Consider the following 22756-nt stretch of genomic DNA (forward strand, 5'->3'; position numbering starts at 1 on the left):
GTATCCCCATAAAAAGAAAAATGCCAGTCAGCTTAACTGACTGGCATTACCCTATTGGGGCTTTTTACTTACTAGTATTTACTTTTATTGCTCAAAACTACAAGAGTTAACTAATTTTTACGGTATATCTCATGCTCAATATCGTAAATATTTACGCTTAGACTGTCTGATGCTCTGCAATATGTTTTTAAACATGAAAGTAGCAGTTCGCTTAACATTTGTTTTTGCTCAATTGAGCGTCCTGCCAAAATATGTACCGCGATATGTATAAACCCTGATTTTCCTGCGCCAAGTTGATATTGCTGATAAGCAATAGCACGTGTTTTTATGGTTTCTAATTCAAACAAGTTACTTTCGAAAGCGGTTGTATGAATTTTTTCTACCAGTACTTGAGGTAAAACGGGGAGGTCTTCTGAGTGTTCAATAATAATGTGCGGCATTTAGGCGTTTCCTATTATGAGTTACTGCATGAGCGAGAGGTAATTGTATCAAATACAAGAGGGGTCACTAAACCCTGAGCTATCTAAAATCTTTACTTTAAACTAATTTAGTCGTATTTATTTTTGATGTTAGTATAAAAACAAACAGGTGAACCTTCGCTTAGTAACTCATCTACTAAGTTACCTATATATTGATTAAGGATAAGTATGAAATTACCACAAAAATTTAAACGTTTAGCTTTACTTGCATGTGCAATTGTTACGTTAAGTGCTTGCTCTGACGATGTTGCGTCGGTAAGCCTTGGGTTATTTACAACTAAGGATGTTGTGGTAAATTCGCAGCAAGATCCTATTGTTGAGGGCGTTACTTGTCATATTAGTCATATAGAGGCTAATTTGGACTTTTCTGATCCCTCTGATATGTCTATAGCGTGTCGTCAAACGGGGCCAATTACAGCGCAGCAGCTACAAAAAATAGACCGTAGCAAATCGGGCGAAGTGATCTTTAAATCATCTAAAAGTATATTATTTAAATCACTAAAAGTGCGTCGTATTTACGATGCTGAAAATCGTACTTTATTGTACTTATCGTACTCAACTAAAGAGTCCAGTGGTAGCCACCACCATGCGCTATCAACAGTGCCGCTATACAATACTCAAGCGTGGGACTGGGCGCTTACACAAAAAGACTAAGTTAGCACCTACGTAAGCACCTAAACTAAAACCTAAAAGAGCACACTATGTTAGCTTTATTTAAATCAAAGCCATTATTAGAGCAGCAAGAACAGCAATGGCTTATTGATACATTTATTTGGGCTGTAGAAAACTTTGATGCTGAGTTTTTTACAAAGCACACTCAAATAATACTGCCAACGGCCACTTTTTTCCCTGATTCGGTATCGAGCATTGAAGAAATGGCGAGTAATGTTTTTAACCGCGTTACTAATTACGCGGGTATGAACGCATGGCCTATCCAACTAGTTGCACCGCAGCAATTACAACCGCAAGTTTTTCCACACTTTGAATTTAGCAATGAAATACGTGGCGAAGGCAGCCATTTAATTGTGCCGCCAAGCCATACGATTAATATTTCTTTTAATCCTAATCAGATTAATCAGCCACAAGATTTAGTGGCAAGTTATGCGGGTACTCTGGCTACTATACTTATTCATCACGTTGGGGTGCTACCGCCAGGTGGTAGGGAGTATTTACCACAAGCTGCTGATGCACTTGCTTGTTTTTTAGGGTTTGGTGTAATGATGAGCAACACGGTGTATCAGTTTAAAGGGGGTTGTGGCTCTTGCTATAACCCATACGCTAACCGTGAAGCTAAGTTAAGTGAAACGCATACGGTATTTATGCATGCCCTAATTAGTTACTTTAAAAACGATAAGGTGTCTAAAAAACACTTAAAGCCGCATTTACGTGGCCAGTTTAAAAAAGCACAAAAAGAAATTAAAGCATTGGTAAATAACTCGGCCAACCCGCTGTTATTAGCTTATTCGCCAAACTAGCAAGGATTTGCGTGGAATACTTAGATGAATTTTTACTGATTGTTATTGCTCATTTTTTTGCAGTAGCAAGTCCTGGGCCTGACTTTGCCGTTGTGCTCAAGCAAAGTGTGCAACAAGGTAGGCGCAATGCATTGTGGACAAGCGCAGGTGTTGGCGCTGCTATTTTACTGCACGTTGCCTATTGTGTGTTGGGTGTTGCGCTTATTTTAACGCAATCGCCTAGTTTATTTATGGCGCTTAAGTACCTTGCTGGTGCATATTTAGCTTATTTAGGCGTACAAGCTCTTAGAGCTGCAAAACCGCCTGCAAGTAATGAAGGCGAGGCTGCAAAAGATATTGAAAACAAAACCGTTCAAGAGGAGCCCGTTTGGGTGGCTTTTAGGCGCGGCTTTTTCACCAATGCATTAAACCCAAAAGCCACGTTATTTTTTATGTCGTTATTTACACTCGTGATTAGCCCAACAACACCTACTAGCGTACAGGTCGGCTACGGCGTGTACATGGCATTGGCTACTTGGGCGTGGTTTTCAATACTTTCAATAATACTTTCTAGAAATAATGTAAGAGGCTTTTTCCAACAACGCGGTTATTGGTTTGACCGTGGAATTGGCATTATTTTAATTACACTTGCAGTACGTGTTGTTATTTAACTTATTCAAAAAGCGCAGGAGATAAAAATGCCGCTATATAATTTTTCGTTTGGTTCTAATATGTCATCTAATCGTTTGTTAGCGCGCTTGCCCAATGTAAAGCGTGTAGGAACCGCGGTACTTAAGGGCTACGAGCTTACTTTTGATATGCTATTTAAAGATGGCTCAGGTAAATGCAGTATTTGTCCAAGCGATAAAAAAGATGCGTTGGTTTACGGCGTTATTTATGAGCTTAATGAAGATGAAAAAGCTATTTTAGATGGTATTGAGGGCGTAGGTTACGATTGCGTAGACATAGCCCCAACGCTTTTAACGGGTGAGACTGTAGCCGCACATTGTTATATAGCTAATACCCATGACAGCGATGTACTCCCATATGATTGGTACATAAAACATGTTCATCGCGGTTCACTTGAAGCGGGCGTACCAAAAGAATACAGTGATGCCATATTAAATCGCGCACAAAAAAGCGATACCAATCAAGAGCGCGCAGCAATTGAATTTGCAGTTCATCAAAAATAATAAAATAGGATTGATATGAAATTAACCAAACTTGCCGCAATTGCACTACTAGCAGGCACTACGTTTAGCAGCTGGGCACAAGTTGATACCAACAAAATTGACGACGTAATTAAAGCGTCAATGGCACGTTTTGACGTACCCGGTATGGCAGTTGCCATTATTGAAAACGATAAAGTAATATTTGCTAAAGGCTTTGGTGTAACTAATCTCGATACCAACAAAAAAGTAAACAAAGACACTTTATTTGGTATTGCTTCAAACACAAAAGCATTCACTACTGCGGCACTGGCAAAGTTGGTTGATGAAGGTAAATTAAGCTGGGATGACCGCGTAATTGATCATTTACCAGAGTTTAGATTGTACGACTCGTACGTAACACGCGAAATGCGTATTCGTGACTTATTAAGCCATCGCAGTGGGCTTGGGCTTGGGCAAGGCGATTTAATGATTTGGCCAAGTACCGATAAATCAGTTGATGAAATTTTAGCGGGATTACAGTATTTAAAACCAGCGAGCAGCTTTCGTAGTAAGTACGCTTATAACAACTTGATGTTTGTTACCGCTGGTGAAGTGGTTGCACGTGTGTCGGGTATGAGCTGGAACGATTACATCGAAAAAAATATATTACAGCCACTGCACATGGATAACTCACGCGCGGGCTTTTCACGTATTCCTAAAAGTAATAAAAACTGGGCGACAGGTCATATTCCTATGGATGGCACGCTTCATCCATTTTTTGTGAACTACCTTGAGGACTTTAGAGGCGCAGGCGCCATTGCTTCAAGTGTAAGCGATATGAGCCAATGGCTTCGTACGCAATTAGCGGGCGGTAAAATGCCTAATGGCGAGCAGCTGTTTAGCGAAAAGCAACAAGCGCAAATGTGGCACCCACATATTACGTCTATGGCGTCTAAAAGTGCGTTTGAATCGTATCATCAGCAGTTTAGGGGTTATGGGTTAGGCTGGAGTATTGAAGACTACCACGGCTTTAAAAAGTTAGGTCACGGCGGTGGTATTTTGGGAATGGTATCGCAAGTTACTTTATTGCCTGAGAAAAAACTCGGTATTGTTATTTTATCTAATCAACAAGCTTTTGGTGCACTTTCGGCAGTAACCCATGAAGTGCTTGAAGATGCACTTGAACTTGAAGATAAAGACTGGGTAGAAGATTTAGCTAAAAGTCATTTTGAAGGCAAGCAACAAGCGTATGCTAATGCAAAACCAGAAGCCCCCGCTGACTACCAACCACAATTACCAAATATTAATTACACCGGAACATTGCACGATGATTGGTACGGCGATGTAATTATTGAGCAGTTAGATGGTAAATTACGCATTGATTTTACGCACACTAAACGCTTGAAAGGCACTCTTGAGCATTACACTGGCAATACATTTATTGTTAAGTGGGATGAAAAATTACTAGAAGCAGATGCGTTTATTCGTTTTGAAATGAGCTCACAAAATCGTGTAAACAGTGCCAAAATGCGTGCGGTATCAACACAAGTGACCGACTTTAGCTTTGACTTTAGAAACCTACATTTAAAAGCAAAATAGCTAATATTGATATTTAAAGTATTGATATAAACCAAAGTCGCAAAGCCACCCATCGGTGGCTTTGCTATATTAAGTTTTTACACCTTGTAAGGGACTTTTTATGCGTACCGCTGTTATTTCTCATCCTCATTGCCGTAAGCATAAAATGATAGACGACCACCCCGAGTGCCCAGAACGTCTAGATGCCATAACAGACCGATTACTTGCCAGCGGCGTAGATGTTGGCTTAACACACCTACAAGCACCCAAGGCCGAGCGTGAGCATTATTTACTTGCTCACGATGAAGCTTTACTTAAACACGTAGAAAATACGCTACCAACAGAAGGGCTCGCTAATTTAGATGGCGATACGTGGCTGTGCCCCGATTCGTTTAAAGCGATTGAGCGGGCAGTAGGTGCAGGATTGTTAGCGGTTGATGAAATACTTGCCGATAAACTCGATGCTGCTTTTTGCTCAGTGCGCCCGCCAGGGCATCACGCTAACAAAAACTCATCATCTGGGTTTTGTGTGTTTAATAACTTAGCTATTGCTGTTAAGTACGCACAAAGCAAAGGGGTTAAGCGCATTGCTATTGCGGATTTTGATGTACACCACGGTAATGGCACGCAAGATATTTTTATTGATGACGAAAATGTACTGCTTTGTTCGTTATTTCAGTATCCGTTTTATCCAAATACAGCGGTTAAAAATAATAGCCATATAGTTAATTCACCTCTGCCAATTGCCAGTAATGGCGACGATTTAAAAGAGGTGTTTACTGGGCAATGGCTACCAAAATTAAAAGCGTTTAAACCTGAATTACTTTTTATAAGCGCAGGGTTCGATGCTCACCTAGAAGATGATATGGCAAGCTTAAAATTTGTTGAAGATGACTATATTTGGCTTACCGAGCAACTATGTGGTGTTGCTAAAGAGGGCGGTTGCAAAGGGGTTATTTCGTATTTAGAAGGTGGCTATGCGCTATCAGCTTTAGGTCGCAGTGCTGTAGCGCATATAAAAGTGCTTACTGAGGTTTAAATAAAGAGAGTGTTTATAGCCCTAGTAAATCAAACGCCTGCGCTGTGCTTAGGGTTTTGATTTTACCAAGGCAGCATTGTCCTTCATTTAATAAGTAAGCTGTAACAAGCTGTGCTAGTTGCTCGCCATTCAATTTAGGGCAAACAGTGCCTTGTAAATTAAGGTAGTCACCTTGCTTGTTAAGTACTCGCACATCGCTTAGCTCACTTTGCGTAACGCTGTGCAAGCACTCTTGTTGCTCTTGTTGGTTATGGGCTATCTCAAGCTCATTATGAATAACCAATAATTGTGGGTAGCTGTTTAACATGGCCCGTTAGCCTACGGTTACTTCATAAGACGTAAATTTACGTATATTAATAACGCCTTTTTCAAAGATTAAGTACTGACCTTTAATACCTTGTAAAACACCACTTACAACAGGGTCTTTATCAAAGTTAAATGAGCTGATTTTTGTTGGGTATTCGGTTACTGGAAAGTTTAAATCAACCACATCTTCATCAAGTTGCTCTATTGCTGTTGCGCCAAATAATTCACTGAGCTCGTTTAGCTTTTCACTAATTTGTGGGATCAGCTCGGCTGCCGCTGCCTTTAAGTCAATTGCGTCGTTTTGACCTTTTAGCATATTGCGCCAATTAGTTTTGTCGGCAATAAATTCAGCCAATGCAACTTCTACTAAACCAGATTGCAGGCGAGTTTGCACTTTAAAAATAGGTAATGCCTGAGTGGCGCCTTGATCAACCCAGCGAGTCGGTATTTGTGTGTGGCGGGTAATACCTACCTTTAAACCTGAGGTGTTAGCGAGATATACATAGTGTGGGATCATGCAGTTTTCTTCGCCCCACTGCGGCTCTCGGCAAGTGCCTTGATCGTAGTGGCAGGTTTCTGGTTTCATTATGCACATATCGCAACTAGCAAGCTTGCGCATACATACAAAACAGTGACCTTGAGAATAGCTTTTTTTGGTTTTTTTACCGCAGTTAGAACATAAAATAGTGCCACTAAAGGTAAGCGTAAGCTCCTTACCTATAAATGCATTTAAGTCTACTAAGTGTTCACCTACAGGTAAGTGATATTGTACTGGTTCGGTTAAGCTCGATTTTAGTTTACGCAGTGTGCCTTGCATCTTTACTTGGCCCCTAAAGATGTTAAAAAGAGGAGTCTAACATTTTTAAGCTATATTGGCTTTTTAAGAAGTGTAAATAGTCGGTGTAAGGCAGTGCTTTTGCGTATAAATAACCTTGGGCGGAATCAGCGTTCATATCTTTGAGCAAGTGATGGATTTCTTGGGTTTCTACCCCCTCAATTGTTATTGATAAATTGAGGTTATGCGCCATATCAATGGCTGTTTGTACAATAACTTGGTGAGTTGGGTTGTTAGGCAAATCAAAAACAAATGACTTATCTATTTTAAGCTCACTAAAGTGATAATTAACTAAGTAGCTAAGTGACGCGTAGCCTGTCCCAAAGTCATCCAGTACCACTTTAATACCTAATGCGGTTAACTCATCAATTAACTCTATAAGTGCATCTTGACTATCTACGAAGGCTGATTCGGTTAGTTCAAATTTAAGTAAGTGTGCCGGCACTTGGTATTTAATTAAAATATTTTCTACTTTTTCGGCTAAATTATTTATGGTTAAGTTTTTAGCACTTAAATTTACGCTAATTGTGTGCTCGTTATAGCCATTTTTAGTAAGCTCAACTATGTCTTTACAAGCTTGCTCTATTACCCACAGTGTTAGCTCGTTAATAATACCTGTGTGTTCAGCAAGTATTATTAGCTCTTCAATTGATAAGTTGCTGTAAGTTGGGTCGGGCCAACGTAATAAAGCTTCAGCACCACTTACGTGGTTACTTAATAAGTTTATTTGAGGTTGGTAATAAAGCGCCAGTTGATTTGTTTTGATTGCTTGTTGCAGCTTAGCGGCTAGAGCAACGTCCATCATCAGATTATTACCGTTTGACGATGACCCAACTTGATTAACGCTACCTTTTGCTTTTTTAAGCGCTAAATAACCACGCTTTAACCAATATTCAAAGTCGTTAGTCTTGCCTGCACTACTAATACCTATACTGTAACTAAGCTGCAGGTTTAGCCCTTTAATTTCATATTGTTTTGGTAGGCTACTAATTATTTTAGTCAGTAGTGCTTCTAGCATTTCTTGGTTTTGTGTTTTTGTAGAAATACAGGCAAATACACCACTGCTTAAATCGGCTAAGCGAGGACTGGTGTTTAAATCTGTTTCGAGGTTTGTAAATTCACGTTCATGGCTGAGTTCTAATTCAAGCTCTTTGGCTATATGCTTTATAAGTGTGTAGCCCTGAGAAGAGGTAATAATTGTATTGAGTGAATTAAAGTGACGTATTTTTATTAAACACAACGTTGTTGAGCGGTTTTGGCTTTGTAGTGCCATAAATGCTTGTTTTAGCTTGGAGCTATTAAGTAATCGTGTTTGTTGTGTATGTGTGGCATGATAAAGCGCACGTTCTCGCTGATACCTTACCCTGTCTGCTAATGCCATCGCCATTAAAATAACTTCACACAAAATAGCGACTAAAAAGGCATGGCGGGTTGCAAAGGTATACGGTAAAACACCAGTGAGTTCCATAGGCTGAATTGCCGCACCAAAAATTAGCGGTATCCATGATAAAACATAAAACTTAGCCCACCTAAAACCACTGCGTAACTTGTTATATATTAAAATAATACAAGTAATATAAAGCAGTACCATTACACCAAAAAATATAGGAGCCGCTATATTTTCAGGAATAAACAAGCTACATACAGCAAGAGTAAACATTAGCCAAAGTAGAGCTATGCTCATTTTGTAACGCCAACATTTATCTTTATGATAGCGCAAAAACATGGTGCAAAAAGCAAGGGTGAAAAAGGCGACCCCATAATTACTAAATACAATTTGTTCGTGAATAAAGAGCTGCCATTGCTTAGGCCATAAATAAAAACCAAAGCCCAGTACTGCACCCATTAGCGTAATAGCGCTGACGATGTAGCCAATATAAATTAAATAAACACGGTCTTTTATACCAAAATAAAGCACCAAGTTGTAAAGCGCAGCCATCAATAGCACGCCTACAAAAATACCCCAGATCCCAGTTTGAGATCGCACTAAGTCAATAAACTCTTTATCACGATACAAGTTTACAGGTGTTTTACTTATGCCGATTGTGTCTATTTTTATTACTAGGCGTTGTGATGATTTTCTTTCTACTAAAAAGCGAATATGCGGTACGCTGTATTCAAACAAAGAGAGGGCTTCTTCTTTATCGCCGAGTTTGTATGTTTCAACTAGTTTGTTATTTTTATCGAGGCGATAAACCGTAAGGTGATCGACCATAGGGTTGTCAAAATGTGCCACAACATTTTGCTTGTTAAGGCTTTTATTTTCTAAATCAAGAAACAACCAATAATTTTGTTGGCTAAAGCTCCATGGAACATCTGAAAATGGTTGATGAGTAAGTAATTCAGGTTGGTTAATGATGGTATCGAATGTTTTAGTTTTGGTTTCGTCAATATAGTAGGCGTAATCGAGGTACATTGGAGCCGTTTTATCAATTGTATATCGTGTAGGCACGACTAAGTTTGATGCCAATGTACTGATTATAAAAAATATAAAAATCAGTATGGCAACAGCAATTGCATGGTAACGTAAAGTTCTTAGTTCCAACGTTAATTTACTTTTAAAAAACCTTTTAATTAGTGTAGCACTAAAAAAGCGCAGGGAAACTGCGCTTTTTTAGTTAAATTAATTGGTTATACCAATGAATAGGTATTATATGCTATTGCTCGCGTGCAATAGCACGGTAAGCTATATCTGTACGATATTCCATACCATCCCAGCTAATTTGTTTAACAAGCTCATAGGCGCGTTGCTGCGCTTGCGTAACAGTGTTACCAAGTGCTGTTGCGCATAATACGCGACCGCCTGCGGTTACAACGTCATTGCCACTTTGTTTAGTACCCGCATGAAACACTTTTTCACCTGCAGGGTAATCCACTTTTAGCCCCGAAATAGCGTCACCTTTAGGGTAATCACCAGGGTAGCCTTTAGCGGCAAGTACAACACCAACGGCTGCGCGTGGGTCAAACTCAATTGTTGTTTTATCAAGTTCTACACGGTTAGCAGCTTCAATCAATTCAACCAAATCTGATTGCAAACGTAGCATCATTGGTTGAGTTTCAGGATCGCCAAAGCGACAATTGTACTCAATTACTTTAGGGGTGCCTGTTTCGTCAATCATTAAACCTGCATATAAAAAGCCGGTGTACGGATGGCCTTCGCTTGCCATGCCTTCTACCGTAGGGTAGATCACTTCGTTCATAATACGCTGGTGGATTTCATCAGTAACAACTGGTGCAGGTGAGTATGCACCCATGCCACCCGTGTTAGGACCCGCATCGCCATTGTAAGCGCGTTTATGATCTTGACTTGTTGCAAATGGTAATACGTTTTTACCATCAACCATTACGATGAAAGACGCTTCTTCACCGTCTAAAAACTCTTCAATAACAACACGACTTCCCGCATCGCCAAAAGCATTACCCGCAAGCATATCGCGAATAGCTTCTTCGGCATCGGCCTCCGTCATGGCTACAATTACGCCTTTACCCGCAGCCAAACCATCTGCTTTTACAACAATTGGCGCGCCTTTCTCTTTTAAATAAGCAAGGGCAGGCTCAATCTGTTCAAACGTTTGGTAGTCGCCCGTAGGGATTTTATGACGTGCTAAAAAGTCTTTAGTAAACGATTTCGAACCTTCAAGCTGAGCTGCGCCCGCCGTTGGTCCAAAAATAGCCATGTTATGTTCACGAAACTTATCAACAACACCCAGTACTAACGGTATTTCAGGACCTACAATAGTAAGCTCTACCTTATTTTGCTGTGCAAAATTAAGTAAACCATCTAAGTCGTCAACGTTTATTGCTACGTTTTCAAGTTTTGGTTCAAGTGCAGTACCTGCATTACCAGGGGCTACAAATACAGTATTTACTTTGGTGTTTTGAGCGGCTTTAAACGCAAGTGCGTGTTCGCGGCCGCCGCTGCCAATGACTAAAACATTCATGGCGAAAATTCCTATTTAAAGCGGTTTCTTAAATTTCAGCGTCATGCGGTCGCTTTCACCAATGGCTTTATATTTGTCAGCATCTTGTTCGCCGAGTCTTAAGCTTGGTGGTAGCGTCCATACACCTTTAGGGTGATCGGCTGTATCTTTTGGATTTGCATTTATTTCACTGCTTGCTACTAATTCAAACCCAGCTTGTTCAGCAAGGTCTACTACGTAGCTCTGCTTCATATAACCTGATGTTTTTTGATCTTCATCAGCACGTTCTTCAGCTAAACGGTGTTCAACTAAACCTAATGTACCACCTGGTTTAAGGGCTTTATAAAAAGCTTGGAATGCACTTAATGCACCGCTTTTATCTTTGCCCATATACCAGTTATGTACATTACGAAATGTTAAAACCATATCGGCACTGCCAGCTGGCGCAATATCTAAATGTGTTACAGGTGCAAACTCAGTAATTTTAACGCTACTAAAGAGCTCATCTTCAGCTACTTTTTGTTTAAAGCCTGCAAGAGAGCGTTGGTAGTAGCCAACTGATGAATCAGCAGGGAAGTGCGCGGCATAATAAGTGCCTTGCTCTTTTAATGCTGGCGCTAAAATTTCACTATACCAACCACCACCGGGTGCAATTTCAACAACTGTCATGGTTGGTTTAAAGCCAAAAAATGCAAGTGTTTGAGCTGGGTGACGATATTCATCACGAGCGCTGTTTTTAGCGCTACGTTCGCTTGATTGAAGTGCATGTTCAAGGCTTGATTCGTGGTTATGGCTAAGCGCCATAGTCGATGTCATTGTTAGTGTGGCTACAAGTAGCGATTTTAGCGCAAATTTCATTGTTTGTTCCTTCACATTATAATTTTAAATAGGTTATTGAATAATCAGAATACGTGAATTTATAGCAAACAAAAAGGGTTAAACCAACGTTTAACCCTTTGTGTGATTAGTGGCGGAAATGGCGCATACCAGTTAGTACCATTGCCATGCCAGCTTCATCAGCAGCTGCAATCACTTCTTCATCACGCATTGAGCCACCAGGCTGAATTACCGCAGTAATGCCAGCGGCTGCGGCTGCGTCAATGCCATCACGGAATGGGAAGAATGCGTCAGACGCCATAACTGAACCTTTAACTTCAAGGTTTTCGTCGGCGGCTTTTATACCTGCAATTTTAGCTGAGTATACGCGGCTCATTTGGCCTGCGCCTACACCAATGGTCATACCGTCACGGGCATAAACAATTGCGTTTGATTTAACAAATTTAGCTACTTTCCAGCAAAACAGTAAATCTTTAAGTTCTTGCTCAGAAGGCTGGCGCTTAGAAACAACTTTTAAGTCGCCTTGCGTTACCATGCCTAAGTCGCGGTCTTGAACTAAAATACCGCCGTTAACGCGTTTAATATCTTGGCCAGCTGCTTTACCTGTCCACTGTCCACATTCTAATAAACGAACGTTCTTTTTAGCTTCAACAATTTTTGCAGCGTCGCTCGAAATACTAGGTGCAATAATTACTTCAACAAACTGACGGTCAACAATTGCTTGTGCAGTTGCTGCATCTAGCTCTCGGTTAAAGGCAATAATGCCACCAAATGCTGATGTAGGGTCTGTTTTAAAAGCGCGCTCGTATGCTTGTAGAATGTTGTCGCCAATTGAAACACCACACGGATTAGCATGTTTTACAATTACGCACGCAGGTACGTCAAATTCTTTAACACATTCAAGTGCTGCATCGGTATCTGCAATGTTGTTAAACGAAAGGGCCTTACCTTGCAATTGATTTGCTGTTGCAACTGATGCTTCAGCAATGTCACTTTCAACATAAAAAGCAGCATCTTGATGTGAGTTTTCACCGTAACGCATATCTTGCTTTTTAGTGAACTGCATATTGATAGTGCGTGGGAATTTAGTCTCTACAGCAGCTTCCTCGGTGTAATCAGGCACCATTTTACCGAAGTAGTTAGCAATCATGCCATCGTATTGTGCAGTGTGCTCGTAGGCGGCAATCGCTAAATCAAAACGTGTTTTGTACGTTGTTGAACCATCGTTGTTTTGCATTTCGCTAATAACACGGTCGTAGTCGCTCGCGTTTACCACGATTGTTACATCTTTGTGGTTTTTAGCTGCTGCACGAACCATTGTAGGGCCGCCAATATCAATGTTTTCAATGGCATCTTCAAGGCTGCAGTTTTCTTGAGCGACTGTATTCGCAAAGGGGTATAAGTTAACTACAACTATGTCGATAGCAGAAATGTTGTTATCTGCCATTACGCTTTCATCTTGTCCGCGACGGGCTAATATGCCGCCGTGAATTTTTGGGTGAAGAGTTTTTACGCGACCATCCATGATTTCAGGGTGGCCTGTGTGATCTGATACTTCAGTCACTTTTATGGCGTTATCAGCAAGTAGTTTACATGTGCCGCCAGTTGATAAAATATCAACGCCTTGTGCTTCAAGTGCGCGGGCAAATTCAACAATACCGGTTTTATCAGACACACTTAATAGTGCGCGACGAATGGGACGATGAGTATCCATTGTAGTTTGATTTCCTCAGTTAATGAGCTAGCTTAGAAGCGGGCATTTTAACTGATTACTACTCAAAAAACGACTTATAAAGGCTCAATAAGCGTGAGCATTTTGCAATTTAGTTAATAAACTGTAGGCATAAAAAAAGCACCCTAAGGTGCTTTTTTTGCATAATACCAGTTGTATTGGATTAGTAAGTAGTAATAACGATAGAAAAACAAGTCTATAACAAAGCAAAAATTTTGCAGTGTAGTTATTCTACATAAAAAACTTTTGACGACGTTATGGGCTTGTTTAGCTCGTTAGAATACTTACGCTTTCAATATAATTGGTATTAGTTCATGCCGTATTTTTTAAGCTTTTTACGTAAAGTACCACGGTTGATACCTAGTAAAATTGCTGCACGAGTTTGGTTACCACGTGTATATGTCATTACTTCTTCAAGTAATGGCGCTTCTAGCTCTGAAAGAACAAGGTCGTAAACGTCTTGCACATCTTGACCGTTAAGCTGCTTTAAATAGTGGTGAACAGCTTTTTTTACTGCATCACGCAATGGCTGCGGTTTCTCGTGTGACTGAACATGAGGGTTAGTGATAAATGGAGAAGTCACGTTTTGTTCGAACATTATTAAGTCTCTTTCTTTCTTAGTTAGCTGCTAGTGTTTTAAAGTATTGCTCTAATGCGACGACCTGTGCCTGTGGGTTGTCGAGCGCATTAAATACTCGCCTAAACTGACCATCACTGTCATGGGTTTGCAAATACCAAGATACATGTTTGCGAGCAATTCGCGCTCCCATTGGCTCACCGTAAAACATATGGAGGTTTGTTAAATGCTCCATTAATATACTGCGCACCTCTGCAATAGCAGGTGGCTGTAAATGTTCCCCAGTTCGCAAATAGTGGTCTATCTCCCTAAATATCCAAGGGCGACCTTGGGCGGCTCGGCCAATCATAATGGCATCTGCACCCGTATAGTCTAAAACCTGTTTTGCTTTTTCTGGTGATGTAATATCACCATTGGCAACAACAGGAATCGACACTGAACGTTTTATATCCCTAATCGTGGCGTACTCAGCATCACCTTTGTACATACATGCGCGCGTACGCCCATGTACAGCAAGTGATGCAATGCCATAACGTTCAGCTATTCTCGCAATCTCTACACCATTACGGTTATCCGGATCCCATCCTGTACGGATTTTAAGTGTCACAGGTATATCAACAGCATTAACGACTGCATCAATAATCTCTTCCACAAGTTCAGGAAACTGTAATAAGGCAGAGCCTGCGAGTTTCTTGTTCACTTTTTTTGCTGGGCACCCCATATTGATATCTATGATCTGTGCACCATTAGCAACATTGAATTGTGCGGCCTGCGCCATAAGCTCAGGATCTGCTCCTGCAATTTGCACCGCGCGTATACCCGACTCACCGCTGTGATCCATACGGTTCATCGACTTTTCTGTTTTCCAAACCTTAGGATTTGACGATAGCATTTCAGACACAGCTAATCCCGCACCTAAGCGTCGACAAAGTTGTCTGAATGGTCTGTCTGTAATGCCTGCCATTGGCGCGACAATTACATTATTCTCAAGTTGGTATTTACCGATACGCACTATATTCAATAGGCCTCTTTTCAAGGGGCGCTAAGTTTACGGTTTTTTTCACAAAAATCAAAGGCTATAAATTGAACAAAAGTAACTTTTTTTTGCCCTTTTCGTATTGACATTTGATAACCACATGACAAGTAGGTTGATTTGTTTGAAATTCATACAGATTTTATTTTTTACAAGATAACTAGAAAATTTTTGGATATGTAAAAAAATAGTAAAGCCTGTTAAATACAGGCTTTACATGCATGTTTTGAGTTAATGCTCTAGATTTGATTGTTCGATTTATTACGCTTTTTTAGTGCCACTTACTCGAGTCCAATCACCTTCAACGGCAATGTCATCTAGTTCAATGAACGGTGCATAAATGTCAGCAACCGATTGCGCTTGTTCTTTTAAAATACCCGACATGGCAATTTTACCACCTGGCTTTAATAACCCTAAAATCACACTATGTAATTCGCGAAGTGGCTGGGCTAAAATATTAGCCACTACTATATCTGCACTAAACTCAGGTTGGTTTTCTGGAAGGTATACTTCGAGTTTGTCTGCAACACCATTTCGGTTCGCGTTATCAAGGCTTGCTTCAAGCGCTTGAGGGTCAATATCTATCCCAATCATACGCTCTGCACCTAGTTTTATAGCTGCAATACCTAAAATGCCTGAACCACAACCAAAATCAACAACCGTTTTACCCGTCAGATCTTGGCTTTCTAACCATTTAAGGCACAAGGCCGTTGTTGCATGTGTGCCCGTGCCAAAAGCAAGGCCAGGGTCTAGCAATACATTTACAGCATCAGGGTCAGGAATATCGCGCCAGCTTGGGCAAATCCATAGTTTTTCGCCAAATTGAATAGGGTGGAAGTTATCCATCCATTCACGTTCCCAGTCTTTATCTTCAAGTTGCTCGATTTTGTATACTAAATTGTCTTTTAGCTCATCATGGCGCTTTAATAACGCAACGACTGCGTTCATATCATGATTAGCTTCGAACAAGCCAATAACTGTGGTATCAGCCCAGAACACAACGGTGCCAATTTTAGGCTCGTAGATAGGGGTGTCTTTTGCGTCAATAAAGGTTACTGAAGCACTACCCGCTTCCATTAATAGATCGCTTACGGCATCAGCTGTTGCAGCATTGGCATTAATACGAATTTGGATCCAAGCCATGGTTATTTCCTTCAAATAGAAAAAAGGCCGCTATAGCGGCCTTTTTAGTTTATATAGTAGCGCTAAATTATTTAGCGTCTAAAAAGCTTTTCAGTAAATCTGAGCGAGAAGGGTGGCGTAATTTACGCAGCGCTTTCGCTTCTATTTGACGAATACGTTCACGTGTTACGTCAAACTGTTTACCTACTTCTTCTAAGGTGTGGTCGGTATTCATATCAATACCAAAACGCATACGTAGTACTTTAGCTTCACGAGCTGTTAAGCCTGCAAGTACATCGTTAGTTGCGCCACGAAGAGATTCCATTGTTGCCGAATCGATTGGCGAATCAATAGTTGTATCTTCGATAAAGTCACCTAAGTGAGAATCTTCATCATCACCGATTGGTGTTTCCATTGAAATTGGCTCTTTAGCAATCTTAAGTACCTTACGGATTTTATCCTCAGGCATCATCATGCGTTCTGCTAATTCTTCTGGATTTGGCTCACGACCCATTTCTTGTAACATTTGACGAGAGATGCGGTTAAGTTTATTAATCGTTTCAATCATATGTACAGGGATACGGATTGTTCTTGCTTGGTCAGCAATAGAGCGTGTGATTGCTTGACGTATCCACCACGTAGCATAAGTAGAGAACTTATAACCACGGCGATATTCAAACTTATCAACCGCTTTCATCAGACCAATGTTACCTTCTTGGATTAAATCTAAGAATTGTAAGCCACGGTTTGTGTATTTTTTAGCAATTGAGATTACAAGACGTAAGTTAGCTTCAACCATTTCTTTTTTCGCACGGCGTGCTTTCGCTTCACCTATGCTCATTCGACGGTTGATGTCTTTAATACGCTCAATGCTTAAACCTGTTGTTTGTTCAATAACAGATAATTTATTAATGCTACGAATGATTTCTGGCTTAACTTCTTCAAGTTTAGCTGAATACTTTTCGTTACCTGAAATTTCTAAATCAACCCAAGAAGCGTCAGTTTCGTTATTAGCAAAATGCTTAACGAATGTTTTCTTTGGTAATTTAGCAATTTGAACAGCTTGCTTCATGATTAGGCGTTCTTGAACACGAACTCGATCCATCATTTCACGCATGTTATTTACCATGCGGTCAAACTGTTTAGGTATTAATTTAAATGTTCTGAAAAGCTCACCAATTTCAAAAATGGCTGCTTGTGATTCAGGATGCGAACGACCTTTAGCTTCAAACGTATCACGTGCTTTATTATATAAATCACGTAAATTTTCAAAATGAATACGAGCTTCTTCAGGATCTGGCCCTGTGTCTATCTCTTCTTCATCTTCATCATCGCTATCAGCATCATCTTTGTCATCTTTATCGTCGTCCTCAAGTTGCTTAGCACTTAATTCTGAACCGATGTTAGTTGCTGAAATTGGCGCTGTATCTTCATTAGGATCGATAAAACCAACGATAATATCGCTTAAACGCATTTCTTCAGCTTCAAACTTATCCCACTGCTCTAGTAGGTAAGTGATTGCTTCAGGGTACTCTGCAACAGAAATCTGTACTTGATTAATGCCTTCTTCAATACGTTTAGCGATTACAATTTCGCCTTCACGTGTAAGAAGTTCAACAGTACCCATTTCGCGCATGTACATGCGAACTGGATCCGTTGTACGGCCGATTTCTTTTTCTACAGTCGCAAGGGCTGCAGCGGCAGCTTCAGCTGCGTCTTCGTCTGTCGTTGTTTCTTGCATCATTAATTCATCAGCATCAGGCGCGTTTTCGCTAACCTTGATACCCATGTCATTAATCATGCTTATGATATCTTCTACTTGATCTGAGTCTATAATGTCTTGTGGAAGGTGATCATTTACTTCTGCAAAAGTTAGGTAGCCTTGCTCTTTACCTTTCTGAATCAGAAGTTTTAATTGTGACTGAGGAGTTGGATCCATAGAGATTGTTTCTTCCACTCTGATAAGTTGATACAACAGGCGCCATCATGTAGTTTGCATTAAAGCTAACTAGAATAATGTGACGCAGTGAATAGCACAGTATAACAGTTTAAATCAATTTTGACTAGGGTCTGTTGGTCTTTCAGGATTAAAGTTTGTTCTATCCAAGGGTGGTTTAATCGCGGCGCGAGGTTTGTAACCTAGTGGGCTAAGTAAAAACCGAGCAACAAAGAGTAAACCTCCCTTGGGTCGAACCCAAAGGGCAGCGCGTGTTTGGCATTTATGCTGCGTTATCGCCTATTTATGTGGAATAACCACACTACATAGGCTCTGTCTTGCCTAAATACCAAACACACTGCTGTAAACTTAACCTCGAAAGATAAACAGACCCTAGCTGTTAGTCGCTTTTAACGCTGTCATTAACAAATGACACTCAAGCCTTTCATCGCTACTAAGGCCTTGTGTCTTGTCCTTTATTAATAGGGTCTCGAGTCGATAATTTAAACACTGATCTTCAATAAACTTGAAAGTATTTTTAAAAACCGTCTCTAAACGTTCTTCATTTATTTCATGTTGCCACGTTGCAAGCTTGATTAATGGCTCGTAATCTTCAGTTCCTCGAAAAAACTCGAGCAGTTGCGCAGTGGTCACATTTTCTTTTTCTAAAGCTTGTTCTTGTAATCGTAATAACAGCCCTATGCCAGCAATGTTCATTTGTGCAAGCTCAGGTAAATACGGCACACTTTTAGCTAAATTAGGGTGCTGGATCAATATACCGATAGCTTGGCGCATAGGTGTTATTTTAAATTTACGTTCAATAGAGTGTTGTTGTTTAGGCGTTTTTAAACGGCTATTCAACTGCTCACGCGTTCTGCCAATTAAGCGTCCTAATTGTTCAAGAATGTTTTCTTGATAAAACTCACTTGGAATTTTTTCAATTAGTGGAAGTGCTGCACTAAGAAGTTTAGCTTTTCCTGAATCGAGTGTTAAATCAACCTCTTGGCTTAATTTATTAAACAATACTTTGGTAAAGTCATCTGCTTGGCTTAGGCGCAATTCGAATTGCTCCTTACCTTCTTTTTGTACAAGCGAGTCAGGGTCTTCGCCATCTGGTAAAAATGCAAATTGTAGTGCTTTACCATCGTTTAAATAAGGGAGTGCATTTTCAAGTGCCCGCCAAGCAGCGTCACGGCCAGCCCTGTCGCCATCGTAACAACAGATTACTTTATCAGTAGTTCTAAATAAAGTGTGCATGTGCTCGCTTGTTGTTGCTGTCCCCAGTGATGCAACTGCATATTCAATCCCTTGTTCAGCTAAGGCAACAACATCCATATAACCTTCAACAATCATTACATGATCAAGTTTTTTATGGGCTTGCTTTGCTTCGTAAAGCCCATAAAGCTCAAAGCCTTTATGGAAAATTCGGGTTTCTGGCGAGTTTAGATATTTTGGCCCTTGGTCGGCTTGCATTACACGCCCACCAAATGCAATAACGCGTCCGCGTTTATCGCGAATAGGGAACATTAGGCGATCGCGGAAAAAATCAAATTGTCTGCCTGGTGTTTTTTCTGAAGCTAGCTTTAGCTCAACCAATTGCTCTTTTTGTTCTTTATTACGACCAAGCTGTAGGCATAGCCCATCCCATTCACTGGGAGCGTAGCCAATCATAAATTTTTTAACAGTTTCACCGCTTAAACCACGGCCTTTAACATACTCAATAACAGCAGCAGAATTACTATGGTGTTTTAATTGGTGCTGATAAAAGCGAGCAGTATGAAGCATTAAGTCGTAATCGGAGCGCTTTTGCGCAGCTGTACGCTCTGGTGCTGAGTTTGCGCCTTGTTCTCGAGGTACTTCTAAGTTAAGCATGCTAGCTATTTCTTCAATAGCATCTACAAACTCTAGCTTTTCGTACTCCATTACAAACGAAATAGCATTACCATTAGCGCCACACCCAAAGCAGTGATAAAACTGTTTGTCTTGCGATACAGTAAATGAGGGAGATTTTTCGTTATGAAATGGGCAGCAAGCTTGATAATCCTTACCTGCTTTTTTTAGACCTACTTTTGAGTCTATCAGGTCGACAATATCGGTTCTGGCAAGTAAATCGTCTATAAAGTTACGTGGGATCTTTCCGGCCATTAGTAAAATACAGTCCTGAAATAATAAGAAGAAGAACGAATATGAAATTTACTTTTTTATACTTGCTTGATGCAAAATATAGTGTGCTTTAACTTACCAAAATGACAGCGAAATAAATAGGGAAGCTATAAAAAATTTCATTTTAAAGTAACCTAATCGGTGTACTTTTTATTAAAGTTAAAAACAAAGAAACCGAGCGCTAGGCTCGGTTTACTTCAATCATACTTTAATGTATGTGGGAGTATTAGGCAGTTAATCTTTGCTTAATTAAACCAGAAATCTTACCCATATCGGCTCGACCTTCAGCTTTGCTTTTGATTATACCCATTACTTTACCCATGTCTTGCATACCTGCTGCATTAGTATCAGCAATAGCCGCGTCAATGAGAGCAATTATTTCTTCTTCACTCAATTGTTGAGGTAAAAAAGTTTCAAGCGCTACTATTTCATTGGCTTCAATATCAGCTAAATCATCACGCCCAGCATCTTTGTACTGAGTGTAAGAGTCACGACGTTGTTTAACAAGCTTCACTATAACGGAGGTAATACCTGCGTCGTCTAGTGTTATTTGCTCGTCAATTTCACGTTGCTTGATTGCAGCAAGTACCATACGAATAGGGTTAAGACGTTGCTTGTCTTTAGCTCTCATCGCATCTTTTTGCGCATCTTTTAGCGTTATTAAAAGGCTCATTTATACAAGACCTAATATATTAGTATAATTTAACGCGACGAGCGTTATCACGAGAAAGTTTTTTCATGTGACGTTTAACTGCAGCAGCTTTTTTACGCTTACGCTCAGCTGTTGGTTTTTCATAGTGCTCGCGACGACGAACTTCTGAAAGGATTCCTGCTTTTTCACATGAACGCTTGAAGCGACGAAGTGCTACGTCAAACGGTTCGTTCTCTCTTACTTTAATTACTGGCATTAAAAATTCACCTACCTAAATTATGAGCGTTGCTCAAGTTGATCAAACATTGATCAAGTGGTTCAAAAATGGTGCGGTATTGTAATCCGAAGCAACACCACATGTAAAGGACAATATTAACAGAAACGCATTACGTTAAACAGTATTAATTTGCTTGGCGCTGGTACAGTTGGCAAAGTACTTGCCCCGCCTTTTTTTCTTTAATTAACAACCAGTTGGTTGGCGTTTCCAAGGTGGCTAGCTCTGCCTCTACTTCAACATAAATTAATGCGTCGTTGCTTAACCATTGGTTTTTTTCTAATAAATCGCAGGTTGTTTGCGCTAAATCTTTACGAAATGGTGGGTCAACAAATACAAGATTAAAGGCTTCGTTTGTGTTTTTTTGCTCTAAAAAGGAGAGCGAATTGGTATGTTTAACGTATGCGTTGTCGAGCTTTAAAGTGCTAATATTTTGTTCTAATTGCTTAGCAGCTAATGAGTCGAGCTCGATAAATGTAGCGCTTTTAGCAAATCGTGATAGCGCTTCAAATCCCAATCCACCAGAACCGGCAAAACAATCAAGTACATTTGCGTCACGCGTATCTTGCATTAGCCAATTAAATACAGTTTCTTTAATTCGATCGGTAGTAGGTCTCAAGCCTTCTACGTTTTTAACAGGGAGTTTACGGCCTCGAAACTGACCACTAATCACTCTAATAAAGCCATCACTGGGCTTGTTAGTAGCTTTATTTTGCGTTGTTTTTTTTCTCATTTAGCTCACTAAAAAATGGTATATGGTATCTAGCTCAGATAATATTATGGGCGATTACGTGTAGCTTCATTTTTCAACCGCATTAAAAGTGTTACTATTGAACACTTACGTTTTGAATGGTTGTATTTATTAGCAACTATTGCTGGGCATTGCCAAGCTATTTCAAATTTTAGTTTATCAGATTTTTATAAGTGGTTATTAGCAAGTATGACAAAAAAAAGTAAATTCATGTCGTGGCTCGGTTTTGGCAAGTCAGATAAAAAAGAAGCAGAGCAAAAAGCAGCAGCTGATAAACAACAAGTATTAGCGCAAGAAGAGGCGCAGAAGCTAGAGCAAGAAAAACTAGCGCAGCAAGCTGAAGCTGAACGTATAAAAGCTAAGGCTGAAACAGAGCGCTTAGAGCAAGAAAAACTAGCGCAGGAGCAAGCTGAAGCTGAACGGTTAAAAGCAGAGACTGAAACAGAGCGTTTAGAACAAGAACGCCAGCGTGCTGAAAACGCGGAAAAGATTGCCATTGAGCAGGCCAATGCTGAATTGCTTGCAAAACAGCAAGCAGATGCCGATGTGCAAAGACAAGAACATGCGCAACGTTTAGCCGATCAAGAAAAAGAGATGCGCTTAGAGCAAGAACGATTAGCGGCAGAAAAAGTAGAGGCTGAGCGACTAGAGCAAATACGCCTTGAAAAACAAGATGAGGCAATCAAAGCCGAAAAGCTTGCAATAGAGCAAGCGAATGCTGAGTTATTAGCAAAAGAACAAGCGGATGCTGAAGCTCAAAGGCAAGAGCAAGCGAAGCGCTTAGCAGAACAAGAAGCGCAGATGCTTTTAGAGCAAGAACGCATTGCGGCTGAAAAAGCAGAAAATGAGCGCTTAGAGCAAGTACGTATTGCAGCTGAAAAAGCAGAAAATGAACGTTTAGAGCAAGAACGCCTTGC

General features: G+C 40.3%; 21 protein-coding genes and 1 pseudogene. 7 read left to right on the forward strand and 15 right to left on the reverse strand.

Translation table 11 applies throughout. The features are described from left to right. Positions 1 to 110: 110 nt before the first annotated feature. Positions 111 to 440 (reverse strand): 5-carboxymethyl-2-hydroxymuconate Delta-isomerase, encoded by a 330-nt coding sequence (locus GQR53_RS17255; RefSeq protein WP_002957818.1) that lies wholly within the window; start codon positions 438 to 440, stop codon positions 111 to 113. Between the two features lie 207 nt (positions 441 to 647). Between GQR53_RS17255 and GQR53_RS17260 the strand changes: the two genes are divergently transcribed. From GQR53_RS17260 to GQR53_RS17285, 6 genes are all read left to right on the forward strand, one after another. Continuing rightward, positions 648 to 1133 carry a CreA family protein gene (locus tag GQR53_RS17260; protein WP_165744689.1) on the forward strand — a complete coding sequence of 162 codons (486 nt, stop codon included), beginning with the start codon at positions 648 to 650 and terminating at the stop codon, positions 1131 to 1133. Positions 1134 to 1180: 47 nt separating this feature from the next. Further along, positions 1181 to 1954, forward strand: coding sequence for a hypothetical protein (locus GQR53_RS17265; protein ID WP_002957816.1), 774 nt, complete (start codon positions 1181 to 1183; stop codon positions 1952 to 1954). Positions 1955 to 1965: 11 nt separating this feature from the next. Further along, the gene (locus GQR53_RS17270) at positions 1966 to 2604 is read left to right on the forward strand and encodes a LysE family transporter (protein WP_165744691.1); all 639 of its coding nucleotides are present in this window, start codon (positions 1966 to 1968) and stop codon (positions 2602 to 2604) included. A gap of 27 nt (positions 2605 to 2631) precedes the next feature. Further along, positions 2632 to 3126, forward strand: coding sequence for a gamma-glutamylcyclotransferase family protein (locus GQR53_RS17275; protein WP_165744692.1), 495 nt, complete (start codon positions 2632 to 2634; stop codon positions 3124 to 3126). 15 nt (positions 3127 to 3141) lie between these two features. Beyond that, positions 3142 to 4683, forward strand: a complete 1542-nt coding sequence (locus GQR53_RS17280) for a serine hydrolase (protein WP_165744694.1) — start codon at positions 3142 to 3144, stop codon at positions 4681 to 4683. Positions 4684 to 4783: 100 nt separating this feature from the next. After that, positions 4784 to 5701, forward strand: coding sequence for a histone deacetylase family protein (locus GQR53_RS17285; RefSeq protein WP_149593802.1), 918 nt, complete (start codon positions 4784 to 4786; stop codon positions 5699 to 5701). 13 nt (positions 5702 to 5714) lie between these two features. On the opposite strand, the gene GQR53_RS17290 is transcribed toward GQR53_RS17285, so the two are convergent. From GQR53_RS17290 to rsmD, 14 genes are all read right to left on the reverse strand, one after another. After that, positions 5715 to 6008, reverse strand: coding sequence for a hypothetical protein (locus tag GQR53_RS17290; protein ID WP_165744696.1), 294 nt, complete (start codon positions 6006 to 6008; stop codon positions 5715 to 5717). Between the two features lie 6 nt (positions 6009 to 6014). Next, positions 6015 to 6824, reverse strand: coding sequence for a DUF2797 domain-containing protein (locus GQR53_RS17295; RefSeq protein ID WP_024597548.1), 810 nt, complete (start codon positions 6822 to 6824; stop codon positions 6015 to 6017). 22 nt (positions 6825 to 6846) lie between these two features. Continuing rightward, positions 6847 to 9387 (reverse strand): EAL domain-containing protein, encoded by a 2541-nt coding sequence (locus GQR53_RS17300; protein WP_165744698.1) that lies wholly within the window; start codon positions 9385 to 9387, stop codon positions 6847 to 6849. A gap of 112 nt (positions 9388 to 9499) precedes the next feature. Next, entirely contained in the window at positions 9500 to 10783 is a 1284-nt protein-coding gene (gene purD / locus GQR53_RS17305) for a phosphoribosylamine--glycine ligase (protein ID WP_165744701.1), read from the reverse strand. A 15-nt stretch (positions 10784 to 10798) separates the two neighbouring features. Beyond that, positions 10799 to 11620, reverse strand: coding sequence for a class I SAM-dependent methyltransferase (locus GQR53_RS17310; RefSeq protein ID WP_165744702.1), 822 nt, complete (start codon positions 11618 to 11620; stop codon positions 10799 to 10801). Between the two features lie 106 nt (positions 11621 to 11726). Then, positions 11727 to 13313, reverse strand: a complete 1587-nt coding sequence (gene purH, locus GQR53_RS17315; RefSeq protein ID WP_165744704.1) for a bifunctional phosphoribosylaminoimidazolecarboxamide formyltransferase/IMP cyclohydrolase — start codon at positions 13311 to 13313, stop codon at positions 11727 to 11729. A gap of 325 nt (positions 13314 to 13638) precedes the next feature. Further along, a complete protein-coding gene (gene fis, locus GQR53_RS17320) occupies positions 13639 to 13929 on the reverse strand; it encodes a DNA-binding transcriptional regulator Fis (RefSeq protein ID WP_002957804.1) in 291 nt (96 codons plus the stop codon). Between the two features lie 19 nt (positions 13930 to 13948). Beyond that, on the reverse strand, positions 13949 to 14920 hold the full coding sequence (dusB, locus tag GQR53_RS17325) for a tRNA dihydrouridine synthase DusB (protein WP_024603689.1): 972 nt from the start codon (positions 14918 to 14920) through the stop codon (positions 13949 to 13951). 282 nt (positions 14921 to 15202) lie between these two features. Next, on the reverse strand, positions 15203 to 16084 hold the full coding sequence (prmA, locus tag GQR53_RS17330; protein WP_165744706.1) for a 50S ribosomal protein L11 methyltransferase: 882 nt from the start codon (positions 16082 to 16084) through the stop codon (positions 15203 to 15205). A gap of 67 nt (positions 16085 to 16151) precedes the next feature. Beyond that, positions 16152 to 18002 (reverse strand): RNA polymerase sigma factor RpoD, encoded by a 1851-nt coding sequence (rpoD, locus tag GQR53_RS17335; protein ID WP_002957800.1) that lies wholly within the window; start codon positions 18000 to 18002, stop codon positions 16152 to 16154. 390 nt (positions 18003 to 18392) lie between these two features. Then, a complete protein-coding gene (gene dnaG, locus GQR53_RS17340; RefSeq protein WP_165744708.1) occupies positions 18393 to 20144 on the reverse strand; it encodes a DNA primase in 1752 nt (583 codons plus the stop codon). A gap of 244 nt (positions 20145 to 20388) precedes the next feature. After that, positions 20389 to 20835 (reverse strand): GatB/YqeY domain-containing protein, encoded by a 447-nt coding sequence (locus GQR53_RS17345; protein ID WP_007376027.1) that lies wholly within the window; start codon positions 20833 to 20835, stop codon positions 20389 to 20391. Positions 20836 to 20854: 19 nt separating this feature from the next. Continuing rightward, on the reverse strand, positions 20855 to 21070 hold the full coding sequence (gene rpsU / locus GQR53_RS17350; RefSeq protein ID WP_002957797.1) for a 30S ribosomal protein S21: 216 nt from the start codon (positions 21068 to 21070) through the stop codon (positions 20855 to 20857). A 145-nt stretch (positions 21071 to 21215) separates the two neighbouring features. Next, the gene (rsmD, locus tag GQR53_RS17355; RefSeq protein WP_165744710.1) at positions 21216 to 21821 is read right to left on the reverse strand and encodes a 16S rRNA (guanine(966)-N(2))-methyltransferase RsmD; all 606 of its coding nucleotides are present in this window, start codon (positions 21819 to 21821) and stop codon (positions 21216 to 21218) included. Positions 21822 to 22028: 207 nt separating this feature from the next. Between rsmD and GQR53_RS17360 the strand changes: the two are divergent. Further along, positions 22029 to 22756 (forward strand): annotated as a pseudogene (locus tag GQR53_RS17360) (signal recognition particle-docking protein FtsY); the annotation flags it as partial.

This window comes from Pseudoalteromonas sp. Z9A6 (assembly GCF_011378805.1).
In the GTDB taxonomy this organism is placed as follows: Bacteria; Pseudomonadota; Gammaproteobacteria; order Enterobacterales; family Alteromonadaceae; genus Pseudoalteromonas; species Pseudoalteromonas distincta.